The following is a 26,693-nucleotide window of genomic DNA, read 5'->3' as shown; positions in this document are numbered from 1 at the left end:
AGTCCTCCATCGTCGGATCCTGCGCCTGGAGCATGGTCCCCATCGCCCCGTCGGCGACCACCACACGGGTGGCGAACGCCTCCCGGAGGGCATCGATCCGCGCACTCACGGGGTGGCCTGCAGGTGGGCCGCGATCTCGGCGGCCGGGCCGTTCCCGTACGCGTCCGCGATCCTGGCGGTGAAGGGCTGGGGCTCCAGCCGGTACTCCTGCGTGCCCACGGACTCCAGGACGGTCGTCGCCAGTGCGCAGCCCAGCTGGGCGGCGCGTTCCTGGGGCAGGCCCCAGCCCAGGCCCGCGAGGAAGCCGGCGCGGAAGCCGTCGCCGACACCGGTGGGATCGGCGATGTCCTTGGCGGGGACCGCCGGAACGCTGACCGGCTGCGCGTCGGCCTTGAGGATGGTGACGCCGTCGCCGCCCCGGGTGGTGATCCAGGTACCCACGCGGCGAAGGACCTCGTGTTCGGTCCAGCCGGTGCGCTCCTGGAGCAGGGCCGCCTCGTACTCGTTGGTGAACAGCAGCTCCGCACCGCCCACCAGGCGCCGGGTCTCCTCGGTGTTCAGCCGCGCCAGCTGCTGCGAGGGGTCCGCGGCGAGCCGGATGCCCAGTTCTCGGGCTTCGGCCGTGTGGCGCAGCATCGCCTGGGGGTCGTCGGGGGCCACCACGACCCAGTCCACCGGTCCTGCTTGCCGCACCACGTCGGCCAGCCCGATCTCCCGGGCCTCGACCATGGCGCCCGTGTAGAAGGAGGCGATCTGGTTCTGGTCGGCGTCGGTGGTGCACATGAAGCGGGCCGTGTGGCGGGTGGCGCTCACCTTCACGGGGCTGGTGTCGACGCCGTGCCGGCGCAGCCAGGCGTCGTACTCGGCGAAGTCCGTGCCGGCGGCCCCGACCAGCAGCGGGGCGAATCCGAGGTGGCCGAGGCCGAAGGCGATGTTCGCGGCGACGCCGCCGCGACGTACTTCCAGGTCGTCGACGAGGAACGACAGCGAGATCGTGTCGAGCCGGTCGGGGATCAGCTGCTCGGTGAAGCGGCCGGGGAACGTGGTCAGGTGGTCGGTGGCGATGGATCCGGTGACCGCGATACGCACGTCAGACCCCCACGGCCTTGCGCAGGGCCTCGGCACGATCGGTGCGCTCCCAGGTGAAGTCGGGGAGTTCGCGGCCGAAGTGGCCGTAGGCGGCGGTCTGGGCGTAGATGGGCCGCAGCAGGTCCAGGTCGCGGATGATCGCGGCCGGGCGCAAGTCGAAGACCTGGCCGATGGCCTTCTCGATCTTGGCGGTGTCGACCTTGGCGGTGCCGAAGGTCTCCACGAACAGGCCGACCGGCTCGGCCTTGCCGATCGCGTACGCGACCTGCACCTCGCAGCGCGTGGCGAGTCCGGCCGCGACCACGTTCTTCGCGACCCAGCGCATGGCGTACGCGGCGGAGCGGTCCACCTTGGACGGGTCCTTGCCGGAGAACGCGCCGCCGCCGTGGCGGGCCATGCCGCCGTACGTGTCGATGATGATCTTGCGGCCGGTCAGGCCCGCGTCGCCCATCGGACCGCCGATCTCGAACCGGCCGGTCGGGTTCACCAGCAGCCGGTAGCCGTCGGTCTCGAGGGTCAGTCCCTCCTCGGCCAGCTGCTTGAGGACGTGGCTCACGACCGACTCACGGATGTCGGGCGCGAGCAGGGATTCCAGGTCGATGTCGGCGGCGTGCTGGGTCGAGACGACCACGGTGTCCAGCCGGACCGGCCTGTCACCGTCGTACTCGATGGTGACCTGGGTCTTGCCGTCGGGGCGCAGGTACGGGAGGGTCCCGTTCTTGCGGACCTCCGTCAGGCGGTGCGAGAGGCGGTGCGCGAGGTGGATCGGGAGCGGCATCAGCTCGGGCGTCTCGTCGCAGGCGTAGCCGAACATCAGGCCCTGGTCGCCGGCGCCCTGCTGGTCCAGTTCGTCGCCCTCGCCTTCGACGCGCCGCTCGTAGGCGGTGTCGACACCCTGCGCGATGTCCGGGGACTGTGCGCCGATCGAGATCGACACGCCGCAGGAAGCGCCGTCGAAACCCTTGGCGGAGGAGTCGTAGCCGATGTCGAGAACGGCCTGCCGGACGAGCTGCGCGATCGGCGCGTACGCCTTCGTCGTCACCTCGCCCGCGACGTGCACCAGACCCGTGGTGATCAGGGTCTCGACCGCGACGCGGGAGGTGGGGTCCTCGCGCAGCAACGCGTCGAGGATCGTGTCGCTGATCTGGTCAGCGATCTTGTCCGGGTGACCCTCGGTCACCGATTCGGAAGTGAAGAGACGCCCCATGACCAATTCCTCCGGGGTTTCAGGCGGTGGGGACCGCGCGGATGACGTTCATGCCACTGGGAAGCGCGTCCACCCTGGATACGCGGAATCCGGCCTTGCCGAGCAGGACCTCGACCTGCGCCGCGGTCCGTTCCTGGCCGCCGGTGCCGCCGAACAGGGAGAGCATGTAGAGATCCATCAGGGCCGCGGTGTGCAGCCGCTCGTCCCGCCGTCCGCGGTCGGCGGCGATGAGGTCGACGACCATGAGCGTCGCGTCGTGCGACATGGCGGCGCGGCAGGTGCGCAGGATCTGCACTGCCTTCTCGTCGTCCCAGTCGTGCAGGATGTGGGAGAGCAGGTAGAGGTCGCCCCCCTCGGGGACGCTCTCGAAGAAGTCTCCGGTGACGACGGAGTAACGGCCGTGCAGGCTGTCGGACGTGTCGGACGTGGCCTGTTCCGCCTGGAGGGACGTCGAGCCGGGCAGGTCGAAGACGATCCCGTTGATACCGGGATGGGCCGCCAGGATCTTCCGCAGGAACGTTCCGTCACTGCCGCCGACATCCACCACCGTGGGGTAGGCGGAGAAGTCGATCGAACGCAGGATCTCGTCGAGCTCCAGGGCCAGGCCGCGTCCCTGCGAGTCGTCGAAGACGGCCCGGAGCTCCTCGTCCTGCTCCATGTGAGTGAACAGCGAGATGCCACGGCTGCGTTCGAACGGGGACAGGCCCGTCCGTACGGTGTCCAGCAGCTGGTCCCAGGCCTCGCCGAACTGACCCGCCGCCAGCTTGGCGGAGGGCAGCGCGGAAGCCGGGTGCCCGGAAGTCAGCGCCCTGCCGACCGGCGCCAGGGAGAAGACCTGGCCGTCGCCCTCCTCGAAGAGGCCGAACACGGCGAGACCGCGCAGCAGCCGGGTGAGCGAGACGGCGTCCGTCCCGGTCCGCTCCGCTATGGCGGAGACGTCCAAGGGCTCTTCGGCGAGCAGGTCCGGAATGCCTAGCTGCACCGCGACGATCAGCGCTCGTGAGGGAATCTGCGCGTAGAGCAACCGTCGTGCGGCGGCCCCCTCCTCCCGCTGCTCCGCAGTCAACTCGTACACGGTCGCCTCCTGATGGGTCTCGTCGCGTCACCGGGGTCGAGACGCCACCCGATCGTCACCTCCGACGGGGCGGCCGGAAGGGGACGGGCCAGATTCCGAACAGATTTCCCGTGACCGGATCACGCCCGGCTGCCGGTGCCACGCGTCTCTGCCGCGTTTCGAGCGGGCGTCGATCCGCCGTCGAGCGCCGCCGTCGACGCTCCGTGGAGTCCGGGGACACCCGGCACCCGGACCGAGAGGGGGACGACTCCGGTGACTGACGAGGCACGACGCGGTCCGTTGGTGGTGGGAGCCGGCCCCGTAGGTCTGACGGCTGCGTACGAACTGGCCCGGCGCGGCCTCCCCGTGCGTCTCGTCGACCCGGCTCCCGGGCCGGCCGCGGCCGGCCCTGCGGTCACCTTGCAGCCTCGCACCCTGGAAGTCCTGGACCAGATGGGCCTCGTTGCCGGTTTCCTCGACCGCGGGCGCAGGAGCGGGGTGCGCGCGGACTACTCGGCGCTGCCCACCCGCCATCCGTACACCCTCGTCATCGACCGGGGGCGCGCCGAGGAGCTGCTGCGAGAGGCCGTCGCGGGTCTCGGCGTGGGAGTCGAGTGGGGCGTGCGGCGCGAACACCCGCTGCCCGCCGTCCCGCACGCCCTGGTCGTGTGCGACGGGGGCGTGGAGCGGACGGACCTCACCGCCCGCCGCTTCACGGCCGGAGCCCGCGGAGTGGACGCCGGCATCCGTGAGGCCCACAACCTCGCGTGGAAGCTGGCCATGGTCGAGCAGGGCCAGGCCGGCCCTCAGTTGCTGCGCACCTACGACGAGGAGTGCTCCCCCGCCGGCCGCCCCCGGTCCCGGCTCCTGTCCCTCGCGGACCGTTTCCCGCCGCTGCGCAGCACGATGGCGGCACGCCGCTCCGGGCTGGGCATCACTTACCCGAACAGCTCGCTGAGCACGGGGAACCACATCGAGTTCATCTCCGGCTACCACCTCGGCGTGGTGGCGCCCGAACCCACGCCGGTACCGCGGCCCGGGACACGCGTCACCGCGGCCGGCCCGGCCTGCGGGGCCCTGCGCGCGGAACTGGCAGACCCGCGCTGGCTCCTGCTGCTGGCGGCGGGCGGCGACGGTCCCGGCCCCCGGCACCCGGCCGGGGCCGCCCGGTACGCCGCGTGGCTGTCGGTGCGCACCGTGGGTGACGCCGCCGGCCCGCTGCCCGACCGGGACCGAGCGCTGCGTACGGCGCTCGGCCTACGGCCCGGTGGCTGGGTCCTGGTCCGGCCCGACGGCTACGTGTCCGCGCGCGGCACCCGCATGAGCGCCCCGGCCCTCGCCCGCGCACTGTCCCCCTTGTTGGCCCCACTCCTTTCCCCCCAGAGAACCGGAGCACGATCATGTGGCTGATGTGGATCTGCCGATGGCACCTGGCCGCCCCGCCGGGTGACGGCCGCCCCCACTACCCCCGTCACCGCGCCCGCCGCGCCCGGCGCTGGGGAGCGTCGTCGAGGTAGCGCCGGCCCCGCGGGCGGCGGGGGGCGAGGTGGTGGGTGAGGGCGGCTGCCGCGAGGAGGGCGGTGAGGGCGCTGACCGCCGGCCAGCCGAAGGCGGTGTACGCGCGGACGCCGAGCCAGGATCCGGCGGTACCGCCCAGGTAGGCGCAGGTCATGTAGGCGGTGTTGAGCCTGCTGCGGGCGTCGGGGCGCAGGGCGTACACCCGCGACACATTGGCCAGCGTGCCGGACTGCATGGCGACGTCCAGCAGCAGGGTGCCCGCGGTGAGCGCGGTCAGGCCGGCCGGACCCCCCAGGCCGCCGCCCGCGAGGACCCCGGCCGCGACGACCACCCCGAGCAGGGAGACCAGGTTGACGCGGCCGGGCCCGTGCCGGTCCACCAGGCGCCCGGCGAACGGCATGCACAGCATGGTGGCCGCGCCGACCAGCGCGAGCAGGCCGACGGCCTCGGCCCCGAAGCCGTAGACCGGGCCGGTCAGCAGCAGCGCCAGGCAGGTCCAGACGGCGGAGAACCCGCCGAAGACGGCGGCCTGGTAGAGGCAGGAGCGGCGCAGTTCCGGCTCGGCGCGCAGCAGCCGCGCCGGTTCGGCGAGGAGCGCGGGGTACGAGCGCCGGACGGCGGACGCGGCGGGGGTGGTGGACGGTACGGCGTACGCCAGCACGGCCGCGAGCACCAGGGCCGCGGCGGCGGCCACCAGGTAGGGGGCCCGCCAGCCCAGCCGTTCGCCGAGCGTTCCGCCGAAGGTACGGGCCAGCAGCATGCCGGCGGTCGAGCCGCTGAGCAGCGTACCGAGCACCTCGCCCTGCCGGCCGGGGGCGACGAGGCCGGCCGCCAGCGGGCCGATGATCTGCGCGGCCACGGTGGTCAGCCCGACCAGGGCGCTCGCGAGGGCCAGCGGCGGCAGGGCCGGGGCGCAGCCGGCGGCCAGCAGGGCGAGGCCGCTGAGCGCGAGCACGACGACGAGCAGCGACCGGTGGCGGAACCGGTCGCCGAGCGGTACCAGGAGGACCATGCCCGCGGTGTACCCCAGTTGGGTGGCGGTGACCACCAGGGCGGCCCGGCCGGCCGGGATGTCCAGTCCGGCGGCGATCAGCGGGCCGATGGCCTGCGGGAAGTAGAGGTTGCCCACGGCCACGGCGCAGGCCAGGGCCAGGAGGACCACGAGTCGGCGGCTCAGGCCGGCGCTGCCGCGGGCGGGGCCCGGGCGCGGAGCGGGGGTGGGGGAGGTCATGGGGGAAGTCCACGGCACGGACGGTCGGCCGCCAATCGATGTAGCGTCTGGCTCAATGATCAGCTTCGAGCTCGGGGTCGAGGACCTCGCCGACACCCGGTTCGCCGTGTCGCCGCTCAGCGAGACGGTGCTCAGCCTGCGGGTGCTGCACGATCCGGGCCTGTCCGCCGTTCACCTGCCGTGGCGCAGGTCCGTGCTCGGCGCGCTCGGCGCCCTGGACACGGCCCTGTTGATGTCCCTGGTGGCGGTGCGGCTCACGCTGCCCGACTTCCTGACGCCGCGGCCGACGGCCTTCGCCCCGTCCTTCGGGGAGGAACTCGCGCTCGCGCGCCGGACCCCGCCCGCGCTGGTCCGCCGCGATCTGCTGGCCGCGCACGCGCCGGGCCGGCTGCCCGAGCCGCTGGCCGCCGCGGAAACCGGCGACGACGTGGCCGTGGCCGCCCTGCGCGATCGCGTCTGCGCGCTCCTGGTGCGGTACTGGGAGATCGCCGTCGAGCCGCTGTGGCCGCAGGTGCGGCTCGTGGTGGAGGCCGACATGACCTACCGCGCGCGGCGGTTGGCGATGGGCGGGGCGCGGCTGCTGTTCGCCGACATGCATCCGGGTCTGCGCTGGCAGGACGGTGTCCTGCACGTCGACACGATGCAGGGCGGCCACCGGGTGCGGGCCTGCGGCCGGGGGCTGCTGCTGGTGCCCTCGGTGTTCGCGCACAAGCCCGCGCCGCCGGTCAGCGCGCAGGAGGCGCCGTCGCTGATCTACCCGAGCCGCGGGGTGGCGACGCTGTGGGGGCCCGCGCCGGACCGGGCCGAGGCCGCGGCGGCCCTCGTACCGCTGCTCGGGGCGCCGAGGGCGCGGCTGCTGGGTCTGCTGGGCGAGCCGCTGGCCACGGTGGAACTGGCCCGCCGGCTACGGGTCACCCCGAGCGCCGTGTCCCAGCACCTGCGGGTGCTGCACGCCGCCGGGCTGGTCACCCGGGCCCGGCAGGGACGGCAGGTGCTGTACCGGCGCAGCCCGCTCGGGGACGGGCTCGCGGCGCCGGGGTGAGACGGGATCAGCTCGCGGAGGGGATCGCGGGGGTGGTCCGGCCGAAGAGCCGGCCGGCGAGGTCGACGCCGACGACCGAGCCGTCCGCGTCCCGCGTGAAGTAGCCGCGCTGTCCCTTGAGGCCGCCTTCGGTGATGACGTACTCGTCGCCGTCGCCGGGCAGGAAGCCCATCCGCGCCGGAGCGTAGTCCGGGGGCATCTCGGCGTCCGAGGCGTTGCGGATCTCCGGCTTGATCTCCGCCGCGAGGGTGAGCCGGGTGCCGTCCACCGCGATGTCGACGTTCATCGCGTCGATCTCGTACCGTCCCGCGACCTCGCGCGCCCGCGCCTCCTCGAACGGCACCGGCTCCGGGTCCTCGTCGACCACGCCGAGGTAGTGCTCCAGGGCCCACCGGACGACCGACTGGTTGAACGGATAGCCCTCGGGGCCGGCGTTGGCCAGGGAGACGACGGCGAAGTCGCGTTCGGGGACGATCAGCAGGTCGGCGAACTGCCCGTTGCCCGATCCGCCGTGGCCGACCGTGTCGACGCCGTCCACCGCGCGCAGGAACCAGCAGATGCCGAAGGCGTCCCCGAGCGTGCTGGCGCGCAGCGTGACCGTCGGCTCCTTCATGCGGTGCAGCGCCTGGGCGGGCAGGACGCCGTCGCCGGTGCCGAGGTGGAACCGGGCCCAGCGCAGCAGGTCGGCGGCCGAGGAGGCGATGCCGCCGCCGGGGTTGTTGCCGAGGGCGCCGCTGGGGTTGGCCCGCCAGGGCCGGGCGGGGCGCAGGGTGCCGTCCTGGTCGCGGTTGTGCCCGACGGCGAACCGCCGGATCATGATCTCGTCGATGTCGAAGAAGGTGCTGGCGAGTCCGGCCGGTTCGAGGACCAGCACGGCCATGGCCTTTTCGAAGGGCAGCCCGGTGACCTTCTCGATGACGCGTCCCGCGAGGTTGTAGCCGGCCTGGCTGTACGAGGCGCGGGCGCCGGGCGGCGCGATCAGCGGCAGCTCGGACATCCTGGCCACGAACTCGGCCAGGGAGCCGTTGCCCTCGCCCGGGTCCATCAGGTTCCAGTCCAGGCCCGCCGTGTGGTTGAGCAGGTTCAGTACGGTGACCCCTGCCGCGGCCGCCTCGTCGGCGAGTTCGAGTTCGGGGACGTAGCGGCGCACCGGGGCGTCCAGTTCCACCTTTCCCTCCGCGGCCAGGCGCATCAGCGCGGTCGCCGTGAAGGTCTTGGTCACCGATCCCACGTGGAAGAGCGTCTTCTCGTCGACCGGCAGCGGGTTGTCGACGTGCGTCACGCCGTGGGCGGCGTAAAGTTCCTGACCGCCCGTCAGCACCCCCACGGACACGCCGGGTACGCCGAACTCCCGGGCCGTCGCCGCGACGAACGCGGACAGCTTCTCCTGCGACATGCTTCCCCCTGCGGTCACTTGAACTAAGTACAAGTGCAGCGTAGGCGGCGCCTTCGGCGGAGCACAAGAGGGCGCATGAACTTAGTTCAAGAGACTGCGGGGGGAAGCATGTCCTCCAATCCCCCCAGCAGCGCCCGCAGGCCGAAGCCGAAGGCGTCGAGCGCGGCGGCGTCGTGCGAGGCGGACGGTGTCCCGAGGCGGGCGCGCAGGCGCGGGTACTCCGTCACGGACTCGGTCGCCTTCGCCATCGCCTCCTCGAACGCCGCCTCGGGGTCGCCGCCGTCGCGGCTGATCCTGCGCGTGAGGGTCGCGGTGGCGGAGGCGCCGAGGACGCTGCCGAGGACGTACGTGAAGACGCCGGCCGCCGCCTGGTCGGCGGCGGCCCCGGAGAACCCGGCTGCCTCGTAGACGGCGAGGCAGTGGTCGTCGTGACGCGCTTTCGCGGGCCCGTAGAACAGGTAGGAGCCGAAGGCCTGGACCAGCCAGAGGTGCCGGCTGAGCACCTCGTGCAGGCTGGTGGCCATCGCGGTGGCGGCCGTCCGCCAGTCGGCCGCGTCCAGATCGGGCAGCTCGATCTCCCCCCACACCCGGTCACCGGCCAGCAGGACGAGGTCGTCCTTGTTCTTGACGTGCCAGTAGACGGCCGTCGCGACGGTGCCGAGCCGCTTGCCGAGGCTGCGCATGTTCAGGCCTTCCAGGCCCTCTTCGTCGAGCAGCTCGATCGCGGTGCGGATGATCTGTTCCTTGGTCAGTGCCTCGCGCGCCATGGGTGCAGCCTAAGGGCTGCCCCGCGCCCGCCTGCGGGGCGCCTCGGCCGGCGGCTCAGGGGGCCCGGTGGGCGTGCGGTCGTCCGGTGGTGGGTGAGGGGGGCCAGGGGTGGACGCGGAACGGGGGCAGGTCGTGGGAGACGAAGGCGGTCATGGCCGAAGGGGCGTCCGGGCGGGTGGGGTGCAAGGAGGTGTGGCCGTGCCAGGGGCGGTGGCCGTGGCCGGTGATGCCGCGCAGGGCCACCGTGCCGCCCCGGCCGAAGTCGAGGTCGACCTCCTTCGCGCCGCGCGCCAGGCCCCGCCCGGTGGCCTTGACCGCGGCTTCGAGCAGGGTCCAGGCGGGGAAGAACGTACGGGGCGTGGCGGTCGCGGGGACCGCCGGGTAGACGAAGGACAGCACCTCCATGCTGGTGGCGGCCGGGCGGACGAGTTCCACGTCCACCCCGACCGGCCCGGTCTCGGTCGCCCCCAGCAGCAGCAGGCCGTCGGAGCGGGACCAGCTGACGTGGGTACCGGGCTGGTCGGGGAGGTACGGCTTGCCCGCCGGGTCGTAGTGGATGCGCAGGTCGCGCGGGTCGAGGCCGAGCCGGTCGGCCAGCAGCCTGCGGACGGTGAGCCGGGCGCGGAAGAAGCGGTGGGCGGCCCGGGCGTGGACGAACTCGGCTCCGCGCCGCAGTTCGTCCTGCGTGAGACCGGCCGGCGCGCCCGAGGTTGCGGCCGGTCCGCTGATGTCGGTGGGGACGACCTGGTCGAGGTCGACCAGCCATGCGTCCATCCTCCTCGTCCTTCCCGTTCAGAGGGTGAAGGTCTGGGTCGTGCTGAGCGAGGGGTCGCCCGGCCGCAGGTGCAGTTCGCCGGCTTCCGGGAAGAGCACCACCGCCGCGACGGTGCGTTCGGCGCGGATGTCCCCGCGGTCGGGGACGCACAGCGGCGGGCGGGCCAGCAGGGCGAAGTGGTCCTCCGCCGAGGCGGTGGGGGCGAGGTCCGCGAGGCCCTGCGCCGCCGCGCGCAGCCGGCGCACCGAGGAGTTGCGGGCGAAGACGTTCAGCTCGTCCGCCGGGGCGAAGTCGGGGTGCAGGAAGTGGTTGGTGTGCACCGCTTCGGGCCCCTCCCCCTCCCCCACCCGGAGCCGCCCGCCCAGGTGTTCCACGTACACCGCGCGCTCGCGGTCGCACAGCGTCAGGGAGCGGGAGCTGGCCAGCGGCAGGTCCGCGAGCAGCTTGAGCGCCTCCCCCACGCTGTCCGCGTGGTCCAGGAGATGGCGGATCGCCAGGTACGGCGGCACCCCCGGGCCCCACGCGCCGCCGAGCACCAGGTTCAGCCCGACGGCGAGGCCGGCGCGGTTGGTGCCGAGGTAGCCGAGCAGGCCCGCGAAGCTGAGGACCAGGGAGCGCGGCGTGCGCAGGACGGTGATGTGGGTGTCGAGGTTGCCGTTCAGGTCCACCGTCTGCGCCAGGACGGGGCGCGGCCCGGTGCGGGCGTACGTGGTGCAGTCCCCGCCGGTGCGGACCTTGGAGTAGCCCATGAGCTCGCGGCGCAGCTGGAGCAGCCAGGCCTCGTCCTCGGTGATGCGGGCGCCTTCCGCGAGCCCGGCCACCTCCTCGGCGAGGTCCGGCAGGGCGGCCGTGACCGCCGCCCGGTAGGCGGCGATCGACGGCCGGAGCCCGTCCAGCGAAAGGGGGGCCGCGGTGAGGTGGCCGAGCCGGGCCAGGCCGTCGTCGAGGAAGGCCCGCAGCGGCGCGGCGAGGGCCGCGCCGTGCGTACGGCCGCTCTCGCGCGGGGGGCCCGGCGCGTCGACGTAGCTGACGCTCATGCGGGCACGGCCGTCTTCGGGCCCCGGGCGAGGGCGGCGTGCACGTCGGGCCATTCGGCGCGCAGGACGCTGTAGAAGACGGCGTCGCGGCGCCGGCCTCCGGGCATGTAGTTGAAGCTGCGCAGGGTGCCTTCCTCGGTGGCGCCGATGTTGCGCAGTCCGCCCCGGGCCTGGAGGTTGAGGACGTCGGTCTTGAACTCGACGCGCTCGGCCTCCAGGACGTCGAACGCGTGCGCCAGGAGCAGCGCCTTCGCCCAGTGGTTGATGCCCTTGCCGCGGAAGTCGCGGCCGAGCCAGGACCAGCCGATCTCCAGGCGCCGGTCGGCTTCGGCCATGTTGCCGAAGCTCATGCTGCCCGCGGTCCGGCCGGTCGCCTTGTCGGTGATGACGTAGACGGCGCGCCGGCCGGCGGCCTGGTCGGCGAGCATGGCGCCGAAGAAGGCCTCGAAGTCGGCGTCGTCCTCGACGGCGGAGACGAAGTAGCGCCAGATGTCGGGGTCCATGGCGACGGCGCGGACGCCCTCGCGGTCCGCCTCGGTGACCGGGGTCAGCCGGACGCGGTCGTTCTCCAGGGTGGCGGCGGCGTGGTGGGCCCAGTTGGTCGTCATGGTTCAGGCTCCGGGGGTCGTGTCGTGGTGGCGGGTGAGGGCGGCGGTGACGTCGCGCAGCGTGCGCATCGCCGCGAGGTCGTGCTCGGTGAAGTGGGCGAGGTCGACGCCGGTGTCCTCGCACAGCTCGGTGAGGAAGAGGACCTTGTTGAGGGAGGTCAGGCCGTAGGCGGCGGCCAGGTCGGCGTCGGGGTCGAGGGACTCGGCGGCCACCTCGGGGATCAGGACGAGGGAGAGCTGTTCGCGGGCCGCCGACTCGATGGCGGTGAGGGTGTCAGGCATGGATTCCGGCCTCCTGGGTGTGCAGCTGGTGCGCGTACGCGCGCTGGATGGCGGGTCGTTTGGGCTTGTACTGGGAAGTCAGCAGGCCGTTGGCGATGCTGAACGGCTCGTCGGCGACGATGACCCGGCTGATCCGCTCGTCCGGGGTGCCGGCGGCGTTCGCGGCGGCGAGCCGGGCGGTGACGGCGTCGAGGTCGGCGGGCAGGGCGGCCGGGGAGACGACGGCGACGAGGTCGGTCTGGGTGGGGCTGAACAGCACGCATTCGGCTATCGCCGGGTCGGCCTTCATCAGCTCCTCGACGGGCCGCACCACGATCTTCTTGCCGTTGTCGAGGACGATGACGTCGTCGGCGCGGCCGTGGACGAAGAGGAAGCCGTCCTCGTCGAGGTGCCCGATGTCGCCGGTGCGGACGGTGCCGTCGGGCAGGAAGACCTTCTCGGAGTCGCCGGGGGCGGCGTACGCGTAGTGGTCGTTGACCGGGTGGGCGCTGCGGACGCTGATCGCCCCGTCCTCGCCGATCAGCACTTCCTTGCCGCGCACCACCTGCCCGACGCTGCCCGCGCGGTGGGCCCCCGGGTGGTTCTTGGTGACGATGCAGGTCTCGTTGAGGCCGTAGCCCTCGAAGAGCGGCAGCCCGGCCTCTTCGGTGAAGAAGCGGACCGTCGCGGGCGCGGCGGGTGCCGAGCCGGTCCACAGGTAGCGGACGCGGTCGCCGAACAGGGCCTCGGCCACCTGGCGGGTGGTGCCCGCGCCGGGGCGTTCGCGTTTGGCCTCGATCCGGCGGCGGGCCGTCTCGTAGAAGGCGGGGACGCCCATGACCACGGTGGGGCGGACCCGGCGCAGGGTGGCGAAGGCGGCTTCGTAGGTGGTGAGGGTGATGTCGTGGCCGTGCAGCAGGGCCGAGTAGACCCAGTAGCGCTGCTGGAGCAGGGACAGCGGCAGGAAGACGAAGAGGTGGTCCTCCGGCTGGTGTCCGAAGATCTCCTGGACGGCGTCCAGGGAGCTCTCGATGCTGCCCGCGGTGGCGCCGAGGCCCTTGGGGACGCCGGTGCTGCCGGAGGTGAACTTGATGGTGGTGACGTCCCGCGGCGCCCAGGTGACCGGCGGCAGGGGTGCGTCGGGCCCGTCGCCCGGTTCGGTCAGCGCCCAGACGTCGCCGGTCCGCAGGGTGCCGGGCGGGCCGGTCGGCTGGTCCGTGCACAGCAGGGTGATGCCGTAGCGGTCCATGAGGTCCCGGGACGGGGTGAACTTGCCGGGCTCCAGGCCGGCCGTCTGCGCTTTCAGGCGCAGCGCGGCCAGGTCGAGCAGCACCCACTCCAGGCCGTTGGCGGCGAGGATGCCGATGCGGTCGCCCGGGCCGATGCCGAGGCCGCGCAGGTGGTGGGCGAGCCTTCCGGAGCGGGCGTACAGCTCGGGCAGGGATACGGAGCGGGTGCCGTCGAGGCGGGCCGCGTGGAGCCGGCCGCCGGCCGCCGGGGCGGACCGGACCAGCCGGTTGAGCGGTGAGAGGGCGCCGGCCGGGGCGGTGGGCGGGTCCGCCGCGGGCGGGGCGGCCGTGCGCGCGGTCATCGGGTCTCCAACGGGGTGAGTACGGCGGCCATGGCGCGGACGGTGTCGATCTCGGCGAACTGGTCGAGGGTGATGGTGACCCCGAAGCGTTTGCGGGCCGCGGTGAGGATGCGGGCGGCGGCGATGGAGTCGCCGCCGAGGGAGGCGAGGGTGTCCAGGGCGCCGACGTCGGTGCGGCGCAGGACGGTGGCCCAGATGTCCGCCAGCAGCTTCTCCGTCTCGCCGGCCGGGGCGCTGTCGCCGCAGGCCGTCGCGGGCGCGGCCGGCCCGGGGTCCTCGGCGCCGATCGCCGCGAGCTTCGTACGGTCCACCTTGGCGTTCTTGGTCAGGGGCAGGCTCTCGTGCCAGACCAGCGCCGCGGGGAGCATGTAGTCGGGCAGGTCGGCGCGCAGCGCCCGGCGGATCTCGGCGAGTTCGGGGCGGTGCGGGCCGTCGGCGACCAGGTGGGCGACGAGGGAGCCGCCGCGGGCGGCGACGACGGCCTGGGCGACGGACTCCAGGGCGGCGAGGCGGGTCTCGACCTCGCCGGCCTCGATCCGGTAGCCGTTGACCTTGATCTGGAAGTCGGAGCGGCCGAGGATCTGGATCTCCCCGTCCGGCAGGTAGCGGCCCAGGTCGCCGGTGCGGTAGAGGCGTTCGCCGCGCACCGGGTCCGCGTAGAACCGCTCGGCGGTGCGTTCCTCGTCGCCCCAGTAGCCGCGGGCCAGGCCGGTGCCGGCGGCGACGATCTCGCCGGTGACCCAGTCGGGTGCGTCGAGGCCGTCGCGGTCCAGGACGTAGGCGCGGTTGTTGGCGTTGGGGCGGCCGTACGGGATCGACTCGGTGCCGTCCTCGTCCTCCCGGACGGGGTGCAGGATGTTCCAGATGGTGGTCTCGGTGGGGCCGCCGAGGGAGACCACCTCCAGGCCGGGCTTGAGGGTGCGCAGCGCGGCGGGCAGGGCCGGCGGGAGCCGGTCGCCGCTCATCATGACCAGGCGCAGGGCGGGCGGTACGTCGCCGTCGGCGGCGGCCTGGTCGTGCATGAGGCCGACGATGGCGGGGACGGAGTTCCACACGCTGATCCGGTGCCTGCGGCACAGGTCGAGCCAGTGGGCGGGGTCGACGGCCTTGTCCCGGTCGGGCATGACCAGGGCCGCGCCGGCCGAGAGGGCGCCGAAGACGTCCCAGACGGAGAGGTCGAAGTTGAAGGCGCTGATGGCGAAGAAGCGGTCGCCGGAGCCGATCCGGAAGCGGGTGTGGCAGTCGGCGACGACGTTGGCGACGTTGCGGTGGGTCACCATGACGCCCTTGGGGGCGCCGGTGGTGCCGGAGGTGTAGAGGACGTACGCGAGGTCGTCGGGGTGCGAGCCGGGCAGCCGGGCGGGGACCTCGGCGGCCCGGTCGCTCCCGTCGGGCAGCGCGCTCAGGTCGAGGACGGCGAACTCCCCGGCCGTGCCGACCGCTACGGGTTCCCCGTCGGTCAGGACGCACCGCACCCGGCCGTCCCGCAGCATGTACTGCTGTCGGGCGGTGGGCAGGGCGGCGTCCACGGGCAGGTAGGCGGCGCCGGCCAGCACGGTGGCGAGGATGCCGATGATCTGCTCGGGGCCGCGCCGCATGACGAGCGCGACGAGTTCGCCCCGGCCCACGCCGTGCCCGCGCAGCCAGACCGCGGCGGCGGCGGCCCGGCGCAGCAGCTCGCCGTAGCCGATCTCCCGGTCGGCGGTGAGGATCGCCGGGGCGTCCGGGGTGCGGGCGGCGACGGCGGCGATGGCGTCGCCGAGCATCTCGTCGGGCAGCGCGACGGCCGTGTCGTTGGCGGCGCGCCGGCGTTCGCGCTGGGCGGGCGGCAGCAGGTCGAAGCTGTGGCGCTGCCAGGCCGCCTCGTCGGCGAGTTCGCCGAGCAGCCTCTGGTAGCCGTACGCGAGGTCGTCCAGCAGCCCTTCGGGGAAGAGTTCGTCGAGCCCGTCGAGCTGGATGACGGCGGCTCCGTGCTGCTCCATGGCGAAGGCGTTCAGCCACACCTGCGGGGTCTGGCTGACGGAGTACACCTCGGGTCCGAACAGTTCCAGCGCCGAGCCGTCGACCTCGCTGCTGACGTGTCCGATGGCGCTGTTGAAGGTGAACGGCATCCGCGCCCCGGACACTCCGCCGCGGCGGCGGGCGAGCTCCTGCATGACTTCGATGCCGGAGAAGTGGCGGTGGTCGATGTCGCTGTGCAGCCGGGCCTGCAGGGCCCGCGCCCGTTCGGCGAAGGGGAGGGACCGGTCGACCTCCGCCTCGACCAGGAGGGTGTCGGAGAACTGGCCGATGGCTTCGAAGACCCGGGGGTGGACGGGCGGCCGGTTGGCGATGGTGGTGGTGAGGGTGAACCGCTGCCCCGCGCCCCAGGTGGCGAGGGTCTCGGCGTAGGCGGTGAGCAGCAGCGCGGAGGGGGTCAGTCCGGCGGCCGCGGCCCGCTCCTTGACGGCCTTCCACCGCTCGCGCTCGACGCGCACCCGGCGCTGGGTGAAGCGGGATCGGGTCAGGGCGCCGGGGCTGGTGCGCAGCGGCAGGTCCGGGTGGGGGGCGAGGTCGTCCACCCGGTCCATCCAGTACTCCCGGGAGCGGCGGGCAGGGGCCTTGTCGCGGGCGGCTTCCAGGGCGGCGAGGTAGTCGTCGTAGGCGAACTCCCCGGGTCCGTCGGCGCCTTCGGAGGGGCAGCTCTGGTAGGCCCGCCACCAGGCGCGGAAGAACAGGAACATGCTGATCCCGTCCATCACGAGCCCGTCGTGGCCGACGTGGAGCACCATCTGGTCGTCGGCGAGGACGAGGACGTCGACGCTCAGCAGCGGGGCCCGGTCGGCGGGCAGCACCTGGTGGGAGCGCGACTCGCGCAGGCCGGCGCGCAGGGCCTCCTGCTGCTGCGGGGTGCGGTCGCGCAGGTCGAGCCGGCCGATGGGCAGGTGGCGGTGGTGTCCGTACTCGGTGACCTGGCGGTCGTCGGCGAGGAAGCGGGAGCGCAGGGCGCTGTGCGCGCCGATGACGGTGTCCAGGGCGGCTTGCAGCCGGTCGAGGTCCCAGGCACCCTCGATCTCGTGGAAGACGTGGCTGGCCACGTCGCCGATCTCGAAGACGCCGCTGCGGCCGATGTAGTAGCTGCGCTGGAGGGGCGTGAGGGGGAAGCCGGGGCCGTGCTGGGCCTCCCGGACGAGGTGGGCGACGAGTGCGGGCTTGGCGGCCTTGACGCGGGTGATGAATTCGGGGTCCATCCGGTCGCGGTTGCCCTGGAGGCGCAGGTCGCCGTCGGCGAGGGCGACGGACAGGCCGCGTTCGGCTATCTCGCGCAGGATCTGGCGGTGGTTCATCGGGGTTCTCCCGCGGTGAGGGCGGCCACGGCCGCGTCGTCGGCGCGTTCGGCGATGACGGCGGCGAGTTCGTCGAGGGTGCCGCCGTGCAGGAGTTCGTCCATGGACAGGTCCACGTCGAGGGCGTCGAGGATCTGGTACTGGAGGGTGACGGCCTGGAGGGAGCCGGCGGCGAGCTGGGTGAGGGTGCGGCCGGCGATCTGCTCGTCCTCCTCCAGGCGCAGGGCGGTGCGGACGATGCCGGTCAGCCAGGGGGTGAGGGCGCTGTGCGCGGGCGGGGCGCCGGCGGGCCGGAAGAACACCGCGTCGGCGAGGGTGACGGCGGTGCCGGGGGCCAGGAGTTCGACCGTACGGGGCCAGGTGCGCGGGGCGTCGAGGCCGAGCGCGGCGGCCAGCTTGTCGGCGAAGCGGGGCATGACGGGGGCCGCGGCGTGTGCGAGGAGGCGGGCGGCGGCCAGTTCGAGGGCGATGGCGGTGCGGTTCTCGTTCGACCATGCCTCGGTGTCGGCGAGCAGGCCTTCGCCGCTGGCGAAGCGGACGGTGTCGCGGACGATGCCGTCGAGTTCGGCGGCGGCCTGGTTGAGGGAGAACGCGTCGTTGCCCAGGGCGCCGGTGACGGCGGCGAGGCGGGTGCCGAGCCGGGCCAGGAACGCGGAGTGCTCGGGGGTCCAGTTCCCGGCGTCGGGGGCGTGGCCGGCGTGGTGCTTGCGGACGCGGGCGCCGAGGTCGTTCAGCCACTGCTGCCAGGTGCCGATGAGGGTCTCGTCGAGGGTGGCCTCGTAGGCGGCGCGCCGGAAGTCGGTGCGCAGGCCCTCGGGGCGGGTGGCGGCGAGGAAGTAGCGCACGGAGTCGACGGTGTCGGGGCTGAGGATCTCCTTGCCCCAGATGGCGTGCCGGCGGCTGGTGGAGAACTTGCTGCCCTCCAGCAGGTAGAACTCGTTGACGTGGTAGTCGATGTCCGGCGTCCAGCCGGGGAAGGCCAGCTGGTAGAGCACGGGGTAGAGGACCGCGTGGTAGAAGCTGTTGTCGTAGCCGAAGAAGTGGACGATCTTCCAGTCCTCGCCGGGGTCGGCGGCCCGCCAGTCGCGGCCGAGGCGGCCGCCCAGGGACTGGATGCCGTGCAGGAAGCCGTAGCTCATCTCCGGCCAGACCCAGATGACCTGGCCCTCGGTGGCGTTCTCCTGGGGTTCGACGCCCCAGGTGGCGGGGTGGGTGACGGGGACGTCCAGGGCGGGGCGGCTGAAGAGCCGGGCGGCGAGTTCGCGCAGCCGGGCGGGGACCCGGCCGAGCCGGTGGTGCGCGCGCACGTCGTCGGCGAAGGCGTGCAGCGGCAGGGTCCAGCGGGCGGCGGGGGCGCGGCGGGGGGTCGCGGTGGAGTCGGCGGAGACGGGGTCGGTGAGGTCGGCGACGGTGTTGGGTTCGCCGCACTCCTCGCAGATGTTGCCGGAGGTGGTGGTGCCGCAGCCGGGGCAGCCGCCCTTGACGTCGACTTCGTAGAGGTACCGGCCGCTCTCGGCGTCGTAGAGGGCGTCGTGGGCGGTGACGGCGATCTGGCCGGAGTCCACGACGCGGCTGAAGTAGTCCTGGAGGCCTTCGCGGTAGCCGGGGTCCTGGTCGGTGACGGTGTACTGGTCGAGCGGGATGTCCATCAGCCGCAGGGTCTCGGCGATCTCGGCGCTGTAGTGCGCGGCGGTCTCGGCGGGGGTGCGGCCGTCCTTGCGGGCGGCGCCGACGACGTAGCTCTGGTAGTCGTCGCTGCCGGTGAGGTGGTAGGCCTCGGCGCCGGTCATGCGCTGGAAGCGGGTGAAGGCGTCGGCGCCGAGGTAGGGGCCGGAGAGGTGGCCCAGGTGCAGGTCGCCGTTGGGGGTGGGCGGGGTGGAGAAGACGAAGACGGGCCGCTCGCCGAAGCTCTTGCGGACGGGGTTCGCGGCGGAGGACACCGCCCGGTCGCCGTCGCGCCAGTACTGGGTGAAGAAGACCAGGTCCGCTTCGCCGGTGTTGGCCAGGACGTGCGTCTCGAACGGTTCGAAGAGGACGACGGTGCCCGGTTCGGCCCGGTGGCGCGCGCCGCTGTCGAGGACGAACTCGCCGCGTCCGGCGACGATGACGAACATCTCGGTCTCGTCGTGCTGGTGGCGGTCGGCGGAGCGGCCCGGCGCGACCCGGCCCCAGCCGGCTCCGGTGCCCAGGCCGTCGACCGCGCTCATGTCGATGCCGAAGGCCTGTTCCAGGACGTCGGCGTCGTAGCTGGCGATGATCATGTCGTGGCCTTCCGGGGTGAGGCGGGCAGGGAGAGCAGGTCTGCGGTGCGGGCGGCGAGGGCGGGGGCGAGGCGGTAGCCGGAGCCGCCGGCCGCGCCCGCGAAGACGACGCGGCCGTCTTCGGTGAGCGGAGTGGCCAGCGGGTGGCCGTCCGGCCCGTACGCGTCGCAGAAGACGCGGCCCGAGAGGCAGTGCCGGGCGAGCTCGGGGGCGTAGCGGCTGAGCAGGGCGCGGGCCTCGTCCAGGTGGCCGGCGGTGAGGGCGGGGTCGACGGCGCCGGGGTCGACGTCCCATTCGCGGCAGGTGTAGCTGAACAGCCAGTGGCCGCGGTGGTGGAAGGGCAGCAGGAAGGCGTCCTCGTCCTGGAAGACGATCGCCCCGTCCCCGGGCTGCGGGGGGACGTCGAGGTGCAGGGCGACGATCTTCTTGACGCGGGCGCCGAGCGGGGCGACCAGTTCGCGCCAGGCGGGTTCGGCGAGCCAGGGGCCGGGGGCGAGGACCACCTGGCCGGCGGTCAGGGTGGCGCCGCCGGTCAGGGTGAGGCGGGCGCCGCGCGGGGAGGAGTCGAGGGCGGTGACGGCGACGCCCTCGTGGAAGCGGACCCCGGGGCGCAGCCCGGCGGCGAGCAGCTGGGTGAGGGTGTGGACGTCCGCGTACTGGCAGCCGTCGCCCTCCCAGGCCGCGAAGCCCTCGGGCACGGCGCTCACGGCGGCCGGGAGTCCGGCGGCCGGGCGCAGTTTCGCCTCGGGCAGGTACACCTCGTACAGCCGCTCCTCGGCGGCCTCGGGGGCGAGGACGGTCATCGGCAGCGGGTGGATGGGCAGGTCGGGGCGGGCGGCGTGCAGGTCGGCGTAGCAGCGCTGGCTCTCGGCGGCCAGGGCGCGCACGGTCTCGGTGGCGCCGCGCGGGAAGTGCAGTCCGGCGGAGCGGCGGGTGGCGCCGGAGCCGATCATGTCGCGGTCGAGGACGGTGACGGTGGCGGCCGGGTCGCGGGCGAGGATCTCGCGGGCGATGAGGACGCCGAGTATCCCGGCGCCGACGACGGCGACGTCGCTGTGGGCCCCGGCGGGGGCGGGGGTGCTCATCAGGCGCTCCACCGTTCCTGCGGCGCGGCCTTGGTGGACCACTCGATGAAGGAGGCCAGCTGCTCGTCGCCGCGTACGCCGCTCAGCCGGTCGGCGATGCGCCGGCTGCGCCAGGCGTTGAGGCTGAGGTTGGGGTCGGCGAGGCCGCGCTGGCCGCGCACGCCGTTCTGGACGAAGACGCGGCGGTCCTCGGGTCCGTCCCAGCGGACGGCGTAGTCCTCGTCGACGCGCAGTTCGTCGCCCTCGCGCTCCAGCCGGTGGGCGACGGGGGCGAGGAAGTCCATGGCGGCGGGCCGGTACCCGGTGGCCCAGACGACGACGTCGGCGTCGAACTTCTCGACCGATTCGGGTTCGCCGGTGTGCCGGGCGCCGACTTCCCAGCCGGAGACCGGGGCGCGGCTGACGTCGAACACCTCGCGGCCGGGGTGGAGGGCGACCAGGTCCTCGTTGCCCTCCACGAAGCGGTGGACGTAGATGCGCTGGTAGATCTCGCGCAGGGTGGATTCGGAGATGCCGTCGCTGGTCAGGATGTTGCGGGAGTTCAGCGACTGGCGGCGCTCGCGGGGCAGTCCGTAGAAGTAGTCGGCGTGGCTGGGCATGTAGTAGTCGTTGGTGAACGGCGAGTCGTCGATCGGGAAGTAGTTCTGGCGGCGGGAGATCCAGGAGACCCGGCGGGGCAGTTGCCGGCCGGAGCGGGAGATCAGGTCGAGGAAGGCCTCCGCGCCGGACTGGCCGCCGCCGATGACGACGACGCGCTTGCCGCCGAGGTCGCGGGCGGCGTTCAGGTAGTCGGCGACGTGGAACTGGGTGGGGCCGAGCCGGCCGGCGCCCTGCGGCGGGACCCAGGGGCGGCTGCCGACGCCGGCCACGACGTTGTCGGCGGTGACGGTGCGCCGGTCCGTGCGGACGGTGAAGGTGCCGAGCCGGTCGTCGAAGGCGACTTCCCGGACGTCCTCGCCGAAGGCGATGTTCTCGTTGCGGCGGCTGGCCCAGGCGAGGTAGTTGCGGAACTCCAGCCGGGGTACGTCGTCGAACTGGGCGTTGAGGAAGTGGTAGACCCGGCCCTTCTCGTGCAGGTAGGAGAGGAAGGAGAAGGGGCTGGCGGGGTCGGCGAGGCTGACCAGGTCCTTGAACTGGGAGACCTGGAGGGTGGTGCCGGGTATCTGCTGGCCGTCGTGCCAGCTGAAGGACTTCTTGCGGTCGAGGAAGAGGTTGGGTACGTCGGGCCGGCCGTGCAGGAGTGACGCCAGGCTGAGGTTGGCCGGGCCCACGCCCACTCCTACGCAACGGAAGTGCGCGGCGCCGGGCCGGAAGCTCTCGTGCCCCATGATCGGAACCTTTCGTTCGAAATCGTCAAGGGTGGGAGGGAGGAAGGGGTCGGGCGGTCGGGATCAGGCGGTGGGGACCGGGGCGGTGGAGACCGGGGCGGTGGGGACCGGCGCGGCCGGGCCGCGGCGGTCGCGTACGGCGACGAGGGCGCAGCCGGTGGCGAGCAGGGAGCAGGCGCCGACCAGCGGCCAGACGAGGGCGCCGAACCGGAGGAAGAGCCAGGTACCGGCCATCGGGCCGAGGGCGGAGCCCAGGCCGAACACGAACTGGAAGCTGCCGATGTAGCGCGAGCGCAGCGGCTCGGGGCCGGCGCCCGCCGGATAGGCGAAGACGGCGGGGCCGCCGAGGATCTCGCCCAGTGACCAGACGAGCGTGCCGATGACGACGGCGGCCGGGCCGATGGGCAGTCCGTAGCAGGCGACACCGGCGCCGACGAGGGCGAAGCCGAGGCCGACCGTGATCTTGAGCGGCCAGCGCTGGGAGACCTTGGTGACCAGCAGTTCGAAGGCGATGACGATGAGGCCGTTGAGCGCGACGGCGAAGGTGTACCAGAAGAGCGCCATCCCGGCGTCCTTCATGTACAGCGGGAGGGTGGAGAGGTACTGGGTGTAGACGGCGGCGTGGCAGAGGGCGGCGGCCAGGTAGAGGAGGTAGCGGCGGTCGCGCAGGACGGCCGCGTAGCCGGCGGGGGCGCCGGCCGGGACGGGGGCGGCCGCGGGGTGCCGGGCGGCCCTGGCGGGCAGGGTGGCCCGGGCGACGAGGGCGTAGCCGAGCGCGATGGCGGCCTCGCCCCAGAAGAGGAGGGTGTACGAGTGGCCGCCCGCGTTGTAGAGCGCGTAGCCGAGCAGTGGGGCGGCGGTCGCGCCGACGTTGAGGCCGAAGCGGTACATCGCGAAGATCATGATCTGCCGGTCGCCGTCGGTCTGGTCGGCCAGCAGGGTGGCCGAGGCCGGCCGGAACAGCTGGGCGCCCAGGCTGACCAGGGCGATCGCGCCCAGCAGCAGGGTGAAGTCGGACAGGTAGAGCAGGGCGGCGGTCAGCACGGCCGTGCTGCTCATGGACAGCACGGTGGCGTGCCGGATGCCGAGCCGGTCGGCGAGCGTGCCGCCGACGAGGGAGCCGGCGACGGCTCCCGCGCCGTAGACGCCGAGCGCGATGACGGTGCGGCCCGCGGAATGGCCGGCGTCGGTGAGGAAGAGGACGAGGAAGAGCTGGAGGAAGCCGCTGAGCCGGTTGACGAGCACCCCGGCCAGTACGGTTTTGACGGCGGGCGGGGCCTCCTTGAAGGTGGCCCACACGGTGGCCGGTGCGGCGCCCGCCGGAGCCGGCTGCTGCGTCGGCGTCTCCCCGGCCGGCCCGGCGGCCGCGGTGCCGGTGCTCTGGGTGCCGGAGCTGTGGGTGCCGGTGCTCTGGGTGCCGGTGCTCTGGGTGTCCGTGGCCGCGGTGTCAGTGCTCATCGCCGGCCTCCGGGTCGGTGGTGACGGTGACGGCGCCGCGGACCCGATGCTCCAGCTCGTCCAGCCCCTGCGGGGTCGGCGCGTCGATCAGGAAGGTCACCGCCCGGTCGTCGGAGCTGGCGAGCGGGCCGAGCCGGGCCCCGGCATCCTTGAGGACGAACAGGGCGCGCAGCGTGGCCGGGTCGTCCGCCCCGCCGGGGGCGAGCTCGGGCCACCTGCCCGACTCGCTGACCCACAGGGGCCGTACGCCGGGCCAGTCGAGGCTGACGTCGGCCAGGGGGCCCGTGCCGTGCTCCAGGTAGACCTGGCGGGCGAAGCGGGTCGGGGCCGGGTAGGTGGCGGGTTCGCCGAGGGCGATCCGGATGATCTCCGGCTCCAGCGGCTGCCCGGTGGCCAGGTGGTAGAGGGCCATCAGGCCGTCGCCTGGGGTGCGGGCGGCGACCTCCATCAGGTAGGGGCGCCCGTCCTCGCCGGTGCGCCACTCGGCGTGCGCGATGCCGTCGCGGAAACCCAGCGCGTCGAGCATCCGGCGGTTGGCCTCCAGCAGGGCCGCGTCGGCCTCCGTACGGGCGTTGGGGACGGAGTGGGCGAGTTCCACGAAGGTCTGCGCGCCGGACTCGGTGGTCTCCTTGCGGGTCACCGAGGTGAAGACGGGCCGGCCGTGCTGCACCAGGGACTCCACCGAGTACTCCTGGCCGGTGACCTTCTGCTCGATCAGCACCGTCTCGTGGTCCGGGTACGACCCCAGCAGCTCGCGCAGCGCCGCCGGGCCGGCGACCGCCACCACCCCCGAACTGGAGTGCCGGGTGGCCGGCTTGACGACGACCGGATAGCCCAGGGCGGCCAGGTCGGCGTCCTCGCGGCCGCCGGGCGGCACGACCAGGGAGGCCGGGCTGAACTCCTCCAGGTACCAGCGCTGGAGGTACTTGCTGCGGCAGACCCGGGTGGCGCGCAGCCCGGGGCCCGGCAGGCCCAGCGCGTCGCACAGCAGCCCGGTCTGCTCGACCAGGGTCTCGCCGACCGCGTAGGCGCCGCGTACGGTGTAGCGGCCGCGCCAGCCGCGCGCCTGGGCGACGAACCCCGGGGTGAACGAGCCCTCCTGGTCCAGTGAGCCGTCGACGTAGGCGATGTCGTCGATCAGGAACGCCGGGTGGTCGGGGTCCTTGCGGGCCGTCTCGGCGCTCTCCCGGTAGGCCTCGGAGGTGATGAGCAGGATCTTCAGGCCGCGGGCGGCGAGCTCCTCCAGGTAGCGGGGGTTGCGGCAGACGACCCGGAAGGCGCCGGTGAGGACGAAGGCTTCGGGGGCGGTGGCGGAGGTCATGCCGTGGCTCCTGACGGGGTGGTGGAGGGGGTCGCCGCGCGGGCCGGGGCGGAGCTTTCGGTGTACGTGCCGCCGAGGCCGCGGGCGCCGAGGAAGGAGAGCCAGCGGTCGGTCTCGGCGGGCTCCTCGGCGGCCCGGCCCAGGCCGGCGGGCAGGGCGCCGGCCAGGATGCGGGTCACCCCGTGGGCGAGGGGCAGGGAGACGCAGCGGGCCATTGCGGACTCGGCCGGGTCGCCGGTGACGTCGAGGAGGTGGGAGCCGTGCCAGTGGGCGCCGTCGGCGGTGCGCACGTCCAGGGCGACGGAGAGGACCACGCGGTCCCGGTCGTCGGCGGTGGTGGGGTGGCGGGCGGCGAGTTCGGCGGCCAGGGCGCGGACGGCGGCGGGGTCTTCGGCGGCTACGGTCTCGAAGACCTCCTTCCAGGCGGTGCGCCAGCCCGCGTTGCGCAGGGTGCCGCGGACGAAGGTGTCGAGCTTCCAGTGGCCCGGTATGCCGTACTGGGCGACGAAGGGGACGCTGTCGCGGTTGGGGTAGACCTCGAAGTCCTCCCCGGCCAGAGTCAGGGTCCGGGTGGCCTCCCAGGGGCGGGGGACGGTCACCTCGGCGCCGGCCTCGATGTGCCGGGCCGGGGAGCCGAGGGCGGCGAGCACCCCGTAGGGGGCCCAGCTGAAGCGGTAGCGGAAGGCGTTGGGTACCGCCGGGACACCGCCGCAGTAGGAGGTGAACGCGGCGGTCGCGGGTATCTCGCCGAGGGCCCGGCGGGCCCGGGCGACCAGGTGGTGGGCCATCAGGTGGTCGATGCCGGGGTCGAGTCCGGCCTCGGTGAGGACGACCGTACGGGCCGGGCCGGCGGCCTCGGCGGCCAGCGCGGCGAGCTCCGGCGAGACGTAGCTGGTGCAGGCGAAGTGCGCGCCGCGGTCGATCGCCAGGCGCAGCAGCGGGGCGTGCTCGGCGGCCGGGAGCATGGAGACGATGACGTCGCCCGGGCCCGCCTCGGCCGCGAGGGCGGCCGGGGCGGAGGGGGTCAGGGCGCGGACTTCGGCGCGGCCGGTGAGGCCGAGCGCGGCCAGCCGGGCGGCGGCGCGCTCGGTGGTGCGGTCCCACAGGACGACGCGGGCGGCGCTTTCGCAGACGAGGGAGAGGCCGGAGCGGCCGGTGGACAGGCCGGTGCCTATCCAGTGGACGGTGCCGGAGGCGGCTGTCGCGTCAGTGGGCATGGTGGGTCTCCTGGGCCTGGACGGCCGTCTCGAAGGTGTGCAGGGCGCGGGACCAGACGCCGTCCCACTCGGCCAGGCGGGCCAGGTGCGGGGCGAGTTCGGCGGAGAAGGCGGTGCTGGCCTCGACGGGCAGGAGGGAGGGGAGGTTGTCGATGGCGATGAGGTCGAGGCGGGGGGCGTCCTCGCGCAGGGCGCGCACGGGCTCGTCCCAGGTGGTGGTCTCGTCGTAGACGGGCAGCACGTTGCACTCGGAGGTGACGTCGCAGGTGACGTCGGAAACGAGGGCCAGTCGCCGGGCGGGGTCGTCGAGATCGGCCTTGGTCAGGAACGGCGGGACGGGGTCGGTGGTGAGCACGGTGTTGACCAGGAGGTCGTGGCCGAGGAGGGCGGCGCGGTCGAGCTCGCGGGTCTCGGCCAGGTCCCAGCGGGTGGGGGCGAGCCCGGCCGTGGTGAGGGCGTCGCAGGCACCGCGGCCGCTGCGCCCGAGGGCACCGATGACCAGGGCGGTGGTCGCGTCCCCGGGGGCGGGGGCGGCGAGGAGGGCGTCCAGGGCGGGGCGGTCCGTGGGGCGCAGGGGGGTGGTGAGCCGTCCGCGGCGGTGCAGGACGGCGAGGGCCGCGCCGACGTAGCCGGCCCAGTAGCCGAAGGCGGCGACGCGGCGGCCGGAGCCGTCGGTGAGGTACTCCATGTCGAGCAGGGCGCCGCCGCCGGCGGTGAAGCGGGAGAGCAGCTCGGCCGCGCCGGCCTGGCCCTTGTAGGCGTGGCCGAAGTAGATGTGGCGGTGGCGCAGCGGGGTGCGGGCGTCGGGGAGTTCCTTGAGGCCGAGGACGAAGGCGTCGTCGGGGGCCTGTTCGTGCCAGGAGGCGGTGGGGGCGCTCGCACAGCCCGCGGCGGTGTAGTCGGCGAGGGGGAAGACGCGCTGGTCGCTGGCTTCGACGGTGATGCGCAGGCCTTGGGCGACGAGGTGGGCGGCGTCGGCGGGGGTGAGGGGCGCGCGGCGTTCGGTGGGGCGGGCCTCGTGCCGCATCCAGAGGTGAATGGTGTCCGACATCTTACGATTTGTCCTATCAGGAGGCATGGGGGTGGCAGGCCCCCGGCCGGCTCGGTGGGCCGGGGGTGC

General features: G+C 73.7%; 21 protein-coding genes. 2 read left to right on the top strand and 19 right to left on the bottom strand.

The window, feature by feature from the left end; translation table 11 throughout:
• Positions 1–105: 105 nt before the first annotated feature.
• The 3 genes from ACZ4M3_RS33510 to ACZ4M3_RS33500 are packed head-to-tail and all read right to left on the bottom strand — an operon-like array spanning position 106 to position 3,371.
• Entirely contained in the window at positions 106–1,089 is a 984-nt protein-coding gene (locus ACZ4M3_RS33510; protein ID WP_467739130.1) for a carbohydrate kinase family protein, read from the bottom strand.
• A gap of 1 nt (position 1,090) precedes the next feature.
• The gene (gene metK / locus ACZ4M3_RS33505) at positions 1,091–2,296 is read right to left on the bottom strand and encodes a methionine adenosyltransferase (protein WP_467739128.1); all 1,206 of its coding nucleotides are present in this window, start codon (positions 2,294–2,296) and stop codon (positions 1,091–1,093) included.
• 19 nt (positions 2,297–2,315) lie between these two features.
• The gene (locus ACZ4M3_RS33500) at positions 2,316–3,371 is read right to left on the bottom strand and encodes a methyltransferase (protein ID WP_467739126.1); all 1,056 of its coding nucleotides are present in this window, start codon (positions 3,369–3,371) and stop codon (positions 2,316–2,318) included.
• 252 nt (positions 3,372–3,623) lie between these two features.
• Between ACZ4M3_RS33500 and ACZ4M3_RS33495 the strand changes: the two genes are divergently transcribed.
• Positions 3,624–4,760, top strand: coding sequence for an FAD-dependent monooxygenase (locus ACZ4M3_RS33495; protein ID WP_467739124.1), 1,137 nt, complete (start codon positions 3,624–3,626; stop codon positions 4,758–4,760).
• A gap of 61 nt (positions 4,761–4,821) precedes the next feature.
• Here ACZ4M3_RS33495 and ACZ4M3_RS33490 read toward each other — a convergent pair whose 3' ends face one another.
• The gene (locus ACZ4M3_RS33490) at positions 4,822–6,099 is read right to left on the bottom strand and encodes an MFS transporter (RefSeq protein WP_467739122.1); all 1,278 of its coding nucleotides are present in this window, start codon (positions 6,097–6,099) and stop codon (positions 4,822–4,824) included.
• 55 nt (positions 6,100–6,154) lie between these two features.
• On the opposite strand from ACZ4M3_RS33490, the gene ACZ4M3_RS33485 reads away from it, so the two are divergent.
• Complete coding sequence (locus tag ACZ4M3_RS33485) at positions 6,155–7,141, top strand: ArsR/SmtB family transcription factor (protein ID WP_467739120.1); 987 nt, start codon at positions 6,155–6,157, stop codon at positions 7,139–7,141.
• A gap of 7 nt (positions 7,142–7,148) precedes the next feature.
• On the opposite strand, the gene ACZ4M3_RS33480 is transcribed toward ACZ4M3_RS33485, so the two are convergent.
• The 15 genes from ACZ4M3_RS33480 to ACZ4M3_RS33410 form a co-directional block, all read right to left on the bottom strand.
• Complete coding sequence (locus ACZ4M3_RS33480; RefSeq protein ID WP_467739118.1) at positions 7,149–8,537, bottom strand: serine hydrolase domain-containing protein; 1,389 nt, start codon at positions 8,535–8,537, stop codon at positions 7,149–7,151.
• Between the two features lie 86 nt (positions 8,538–8,623).
• On the bottom strand, positions 8,624–9,304 hold the full coding sequence (locus ACZ4M3_RS33475; RefSeq protein ID WP_467739116.1) for a TetR/AcrR family transcriptional regulator: 681 nt from the start codon (positions 9,302–9,304) through the stop codon (positions 8,624–8,626).
• A 55-nt stretch (positions 9,305–9,359) separates the two neighbouring features.
• A complete protein-coding gene (locus tag ACZ4M3_RS33470; protein ID WP_467739114.1) occupies positions 9,360–10,079 on the bottom strand; it encodes a 4'-phosphopantetheinyl transferase family protein in 720 nt (239 codons plus the stop codon).
• An 18-nt stretch (positions 10,080–10,097) separates the two neighbouring features.
• Entirely contained in the window at positions 10,098–11,117 is a 1,020-nt protein-coding gene (locus ACZ4M3_RS33465) for a C45 family autoproteolytic acyltransferase/hydolase (protein ID WP_467739112.1), read from the bottom strand.
• Positions 11,114–11,725 carry a GNAT family N-acetyltransferase gene (locus tag ACZ4M3_RS33460; protein WP_467739110.1) on the bottom strand — a complete coding sequence of 204 codons (612 nt, stop codon included), beginning with the start codon at positions 11,723–11,725 and terminating at the stop codon, positions 11,114–11,116. Before ACZ4M3_RS33460 ends, ACZ4M3_RS33465 begins: the two co-directional genes overlap by 4 nt.
• Positions 11,726–11,728: 3 nt before the next feature.
• Positions 11,729–12,007: a phosphopantetheine-binding protein gene (locus ACZ4M3_RS33455; protein ID WP_467739108.1), complete on the bottom strand. Its 279-nt coding sequence runs from the start codon at positions 12,005–12,007 to the stop codon at positions 11,729–11,731.
• Positions 12,000–13,577 (bottom strand): AMP-binding protein, encoded by a 1,578-nt coding sequence (locus ACZ4M3_RS33450; RefSeq protein WP_467739106.1) that lies wholly within the window; start codon positions 13,575–13,577, stop codon positions 12,000–12,002. Before ACZ4M3_RS33450 ends, ACZ4M3_RS33455 begins: the two co-directional genes overlap by 8 nt.
• On the bottom strand, positions 13,574–16,903 hold the full coding sequence (locus ACZ4M3_RS33445) for a non-ribosomal peptide synthetase (protein ID WP_467739104.1): 3,330 nt from the start codon (positions 16,901–16,903) through the stop codon (positions 13,574–13,576). The genes ACZ4M3_RS33450 and ACZ4M3_RS33445 overlap by 4 nt, the downstream gene beginning before the upstream one ends.
• A complete protein-coding gene (locus ACZ4M3_RS33440; protein WP_467739103.1) occupies positions 16,900–19,164 on the bottom strand; it encodes a class I tRNA ligase family protein in 2,265 nt (754 codons plus the stop codon). Before ACZ4M3_RS33440 ends, ACZ4M3_RS33445 begins: the two co-directional genes overlap by 4 nt.
• Positions 19,161–20,249, bottom strand: a complete 1,089-nt coding sequence (locus ACZ4M3_RS33435; RefSeq protein WP_467739101.1) for an NAD(P)/FAD-dependent oxidoreductase — start codon at positions 20,247–20,249, stop codon at positions 19,161–19,163. The genes ACZ4M3_RS33440 and ACZ4M3_RS33435 overlap by 4 nt, the downstream gene beginning before the upstream one ends.
• A complete protein-coding gene (locus ACZ4M3_RS33430) occupies positions 20,249–21,577 on the bottom strand; it encodes a lysine N(6)-hydroxylase/L-ornithine N(5)-oxygenase family protein (protein ID WP_467739099.1) in 1,329 nt (442 codons plus the stop codon). Before ACZ4M3_RS33430 ends, ACZ4M3_RS33435 begins: the two co-directional genes overlap by 1 nt.
• Positions 21,578–21,640: 63 nt before the next feature.
• Positions 21,641–23,035 (bottom strand): MFS transporter, encoded by a 1,395-nt coding sequence (locus tag ACZ4M3_RS33425; RefSeq protein ID WP_467739097.1) that lies wholly within the window; start codon positions 23,033–23,035, stop codon positions 21,641–21,643.
• A complete protein-coding gene (locus tag ACZ4M3_RS33420) occupies positions 23,025–24,356 on the bottom strand; it encodes an ATP-grasp domain-containing protein (protein ID WP_467739095.1) in 1,332 nt (443 codons plus the stop codon). Before ACZ4M3_RS33420 ends, ACZ4M3_RS33425 begins: the two co-directional genes overlap by 11 nt.
• The gene (locus ACZ4M3_RS33415) at positions 24,353–25,573 is read right to left on the bottom strand and encodes a saccharopine dehydrogenase C-terminal domain-containing protein (RefSeq protein WP_467739093.1); all 1,221 of its coding nucleotides are present in this window, start codon (positions 25,571–25,573) and stop codon (positions 24,353–24,355) included. Before ACZ4M3_RS33415 ends, ACZ4M3_RS33420 begins: the two co-directional genes overlap by 4 nt.
• Positions 25,563–26,624, bottom strand: a complete 1,062-nt coding sequence (locus ACZ4M3_RS33410) for a saccharopine dehydrogenase (protein ID WP_467739091.1) — start codon at positions 26,622–26,624, stop codon at positions 25,563–25,565. The genes ACZ4M3_RS33415 and ACZ4M3_RS33410 overlap by 11 nt, the downstream gene beginning before the upstream one ends.
• Positions 26,625–26,693: the final 69 nt, after the last annotated feature.

The organism is Streptomyces sp. NPDC026522 (genome assembly GCF_055567555.1).
This window is presented reverse-complemented; position numbering and strand designations above follow the sequence as displayed.

Coding starts and splice junctions, on each gene's coding strand:
- metK (WP_467739128.1), bottom strand. CDS start 2,296: ATGGGGCGTCTCTTCACTTCCGAATCGGTGACCGAGGGTCACCCGGAC.
- ACZ4M3_RS33490 (WP_467739122.1), bottom strand. CDS start 6,099: ATGACCTCCCCCACCCCCGCTCCGCGCCCGGGCCCCGCCCGCGGCAGC.
- ACZ4M3_RS33485 (WP_467739120.1), top strand. CDS start 6,155: ATGATCAGCTTCGAGCTCGGGGTCGAGGACCTCGCCGACACCCGGTTC.
- ACZ4M3_RS33480 (WP_467739118.1), bottom strand. CDS start 8,537: ATGTCGCAGGAGAAGCTGTCCGCGTTCGTCGCGGCGACGGCCCGGGAG.
- ACZ4M3_RS33475 (WP_467739116.1), bottom strand. CDS start 9,304: ATGGCGCGCGAGGCACTGACCAAGGAACAGATCATCCGCACCGCGATC.
- ACZ4M3_RS33470 (WP_467739114.1), bottom strand. CDS start 10,079: ATGGACGCATGGCTGGTCGACCTCGACCAGGTCGTCCCCACCGACATC.
- ACZ4M3_RS33465 (WP_467739112.1), bottom strand. CDS start 11,117: ATGAGCGTCAGCTACGTCGACGCGCCGGGCCCCCCGCGCGAGAGCGGC.
- ACZ4M3_RS33460 (WP_467739110.1), bottom strand. CDS start 11,725: ATGACGACCAACTGGGCCCACCACGCCGCCGCCACCCTGGAGAACGAC.
- ACZ4M3_RS33455 (WP_467739108.1), bottom strand. CDS start 12,007: ATGCCTGACACCCTCACCGCCATCGAGTCGGCGGCCCGCGAACAGCTC.
- ACZ4M3_RS33450 (WP_467739106.1), bottom strand. CDS start 13,577: ATGACCGCGCGCACGGCCGCCCCGCCCGCGGCGGACCCGCCCACCGCC.
- ACZ4M3_RS33445 (WP_467739104.1), bottom strand. CDS start 16,903: ATGAACCACCGCCAGATCCTGCGCGAGATAGCCGAACGCGGCCTGTCC.
- ACZ4M3_RS33440 (WP_467739103.1), bottom strand. CDS start 19,164: ATGATCATCGCCAGCTACGACGCCGACGTCCTGGAACAGGCCTTCGGC.
- ACZ4M3_RS33435 (WP_467739101.1), bottom strand. CDS start 20,249: ATGAGCACCCCCGCCCCCGCCGGGGCCCACAGCGACGTCGCCGTCGTC.
- ACZ4M3_RS33430 (WP_467739099.1), bottom strand. CDS start 21,577: ATGGGGCACGAGAGCTTCCGGCCCGGCGCCGCGCACTTCCGTTGCGTA.
- ACZ4M3_RS33425 (WP_467739097.1), bottom strand. CDS start 23,035: ATGAGCACTGACACCGCGGCCACGGACACCCAGAGCACCGGCACCCAG.
- ACZ4M3_RS33420 (WP_467739095.1), bottom strand. CDS start 24,356: ATGACCTCCGCCACCGCCCCCGAAGCCTTCGTCCTCACCGGCGCCTTC.
- ACZ4M3_RS33415 (WP_467739093.1), bottom strand. CDS start 25,573: ATGCCCACTGACGCGACAGCCGCCTCCGGCACCGTCCACTGGATAGGC.
- ACZ4M3_RS33410 (WP_467739091.1), bottom strand. CDS start 26,624: ATGTCGGACACCATTCACCTCTGGATGCGGCACGAGGCCCGCCCCACC.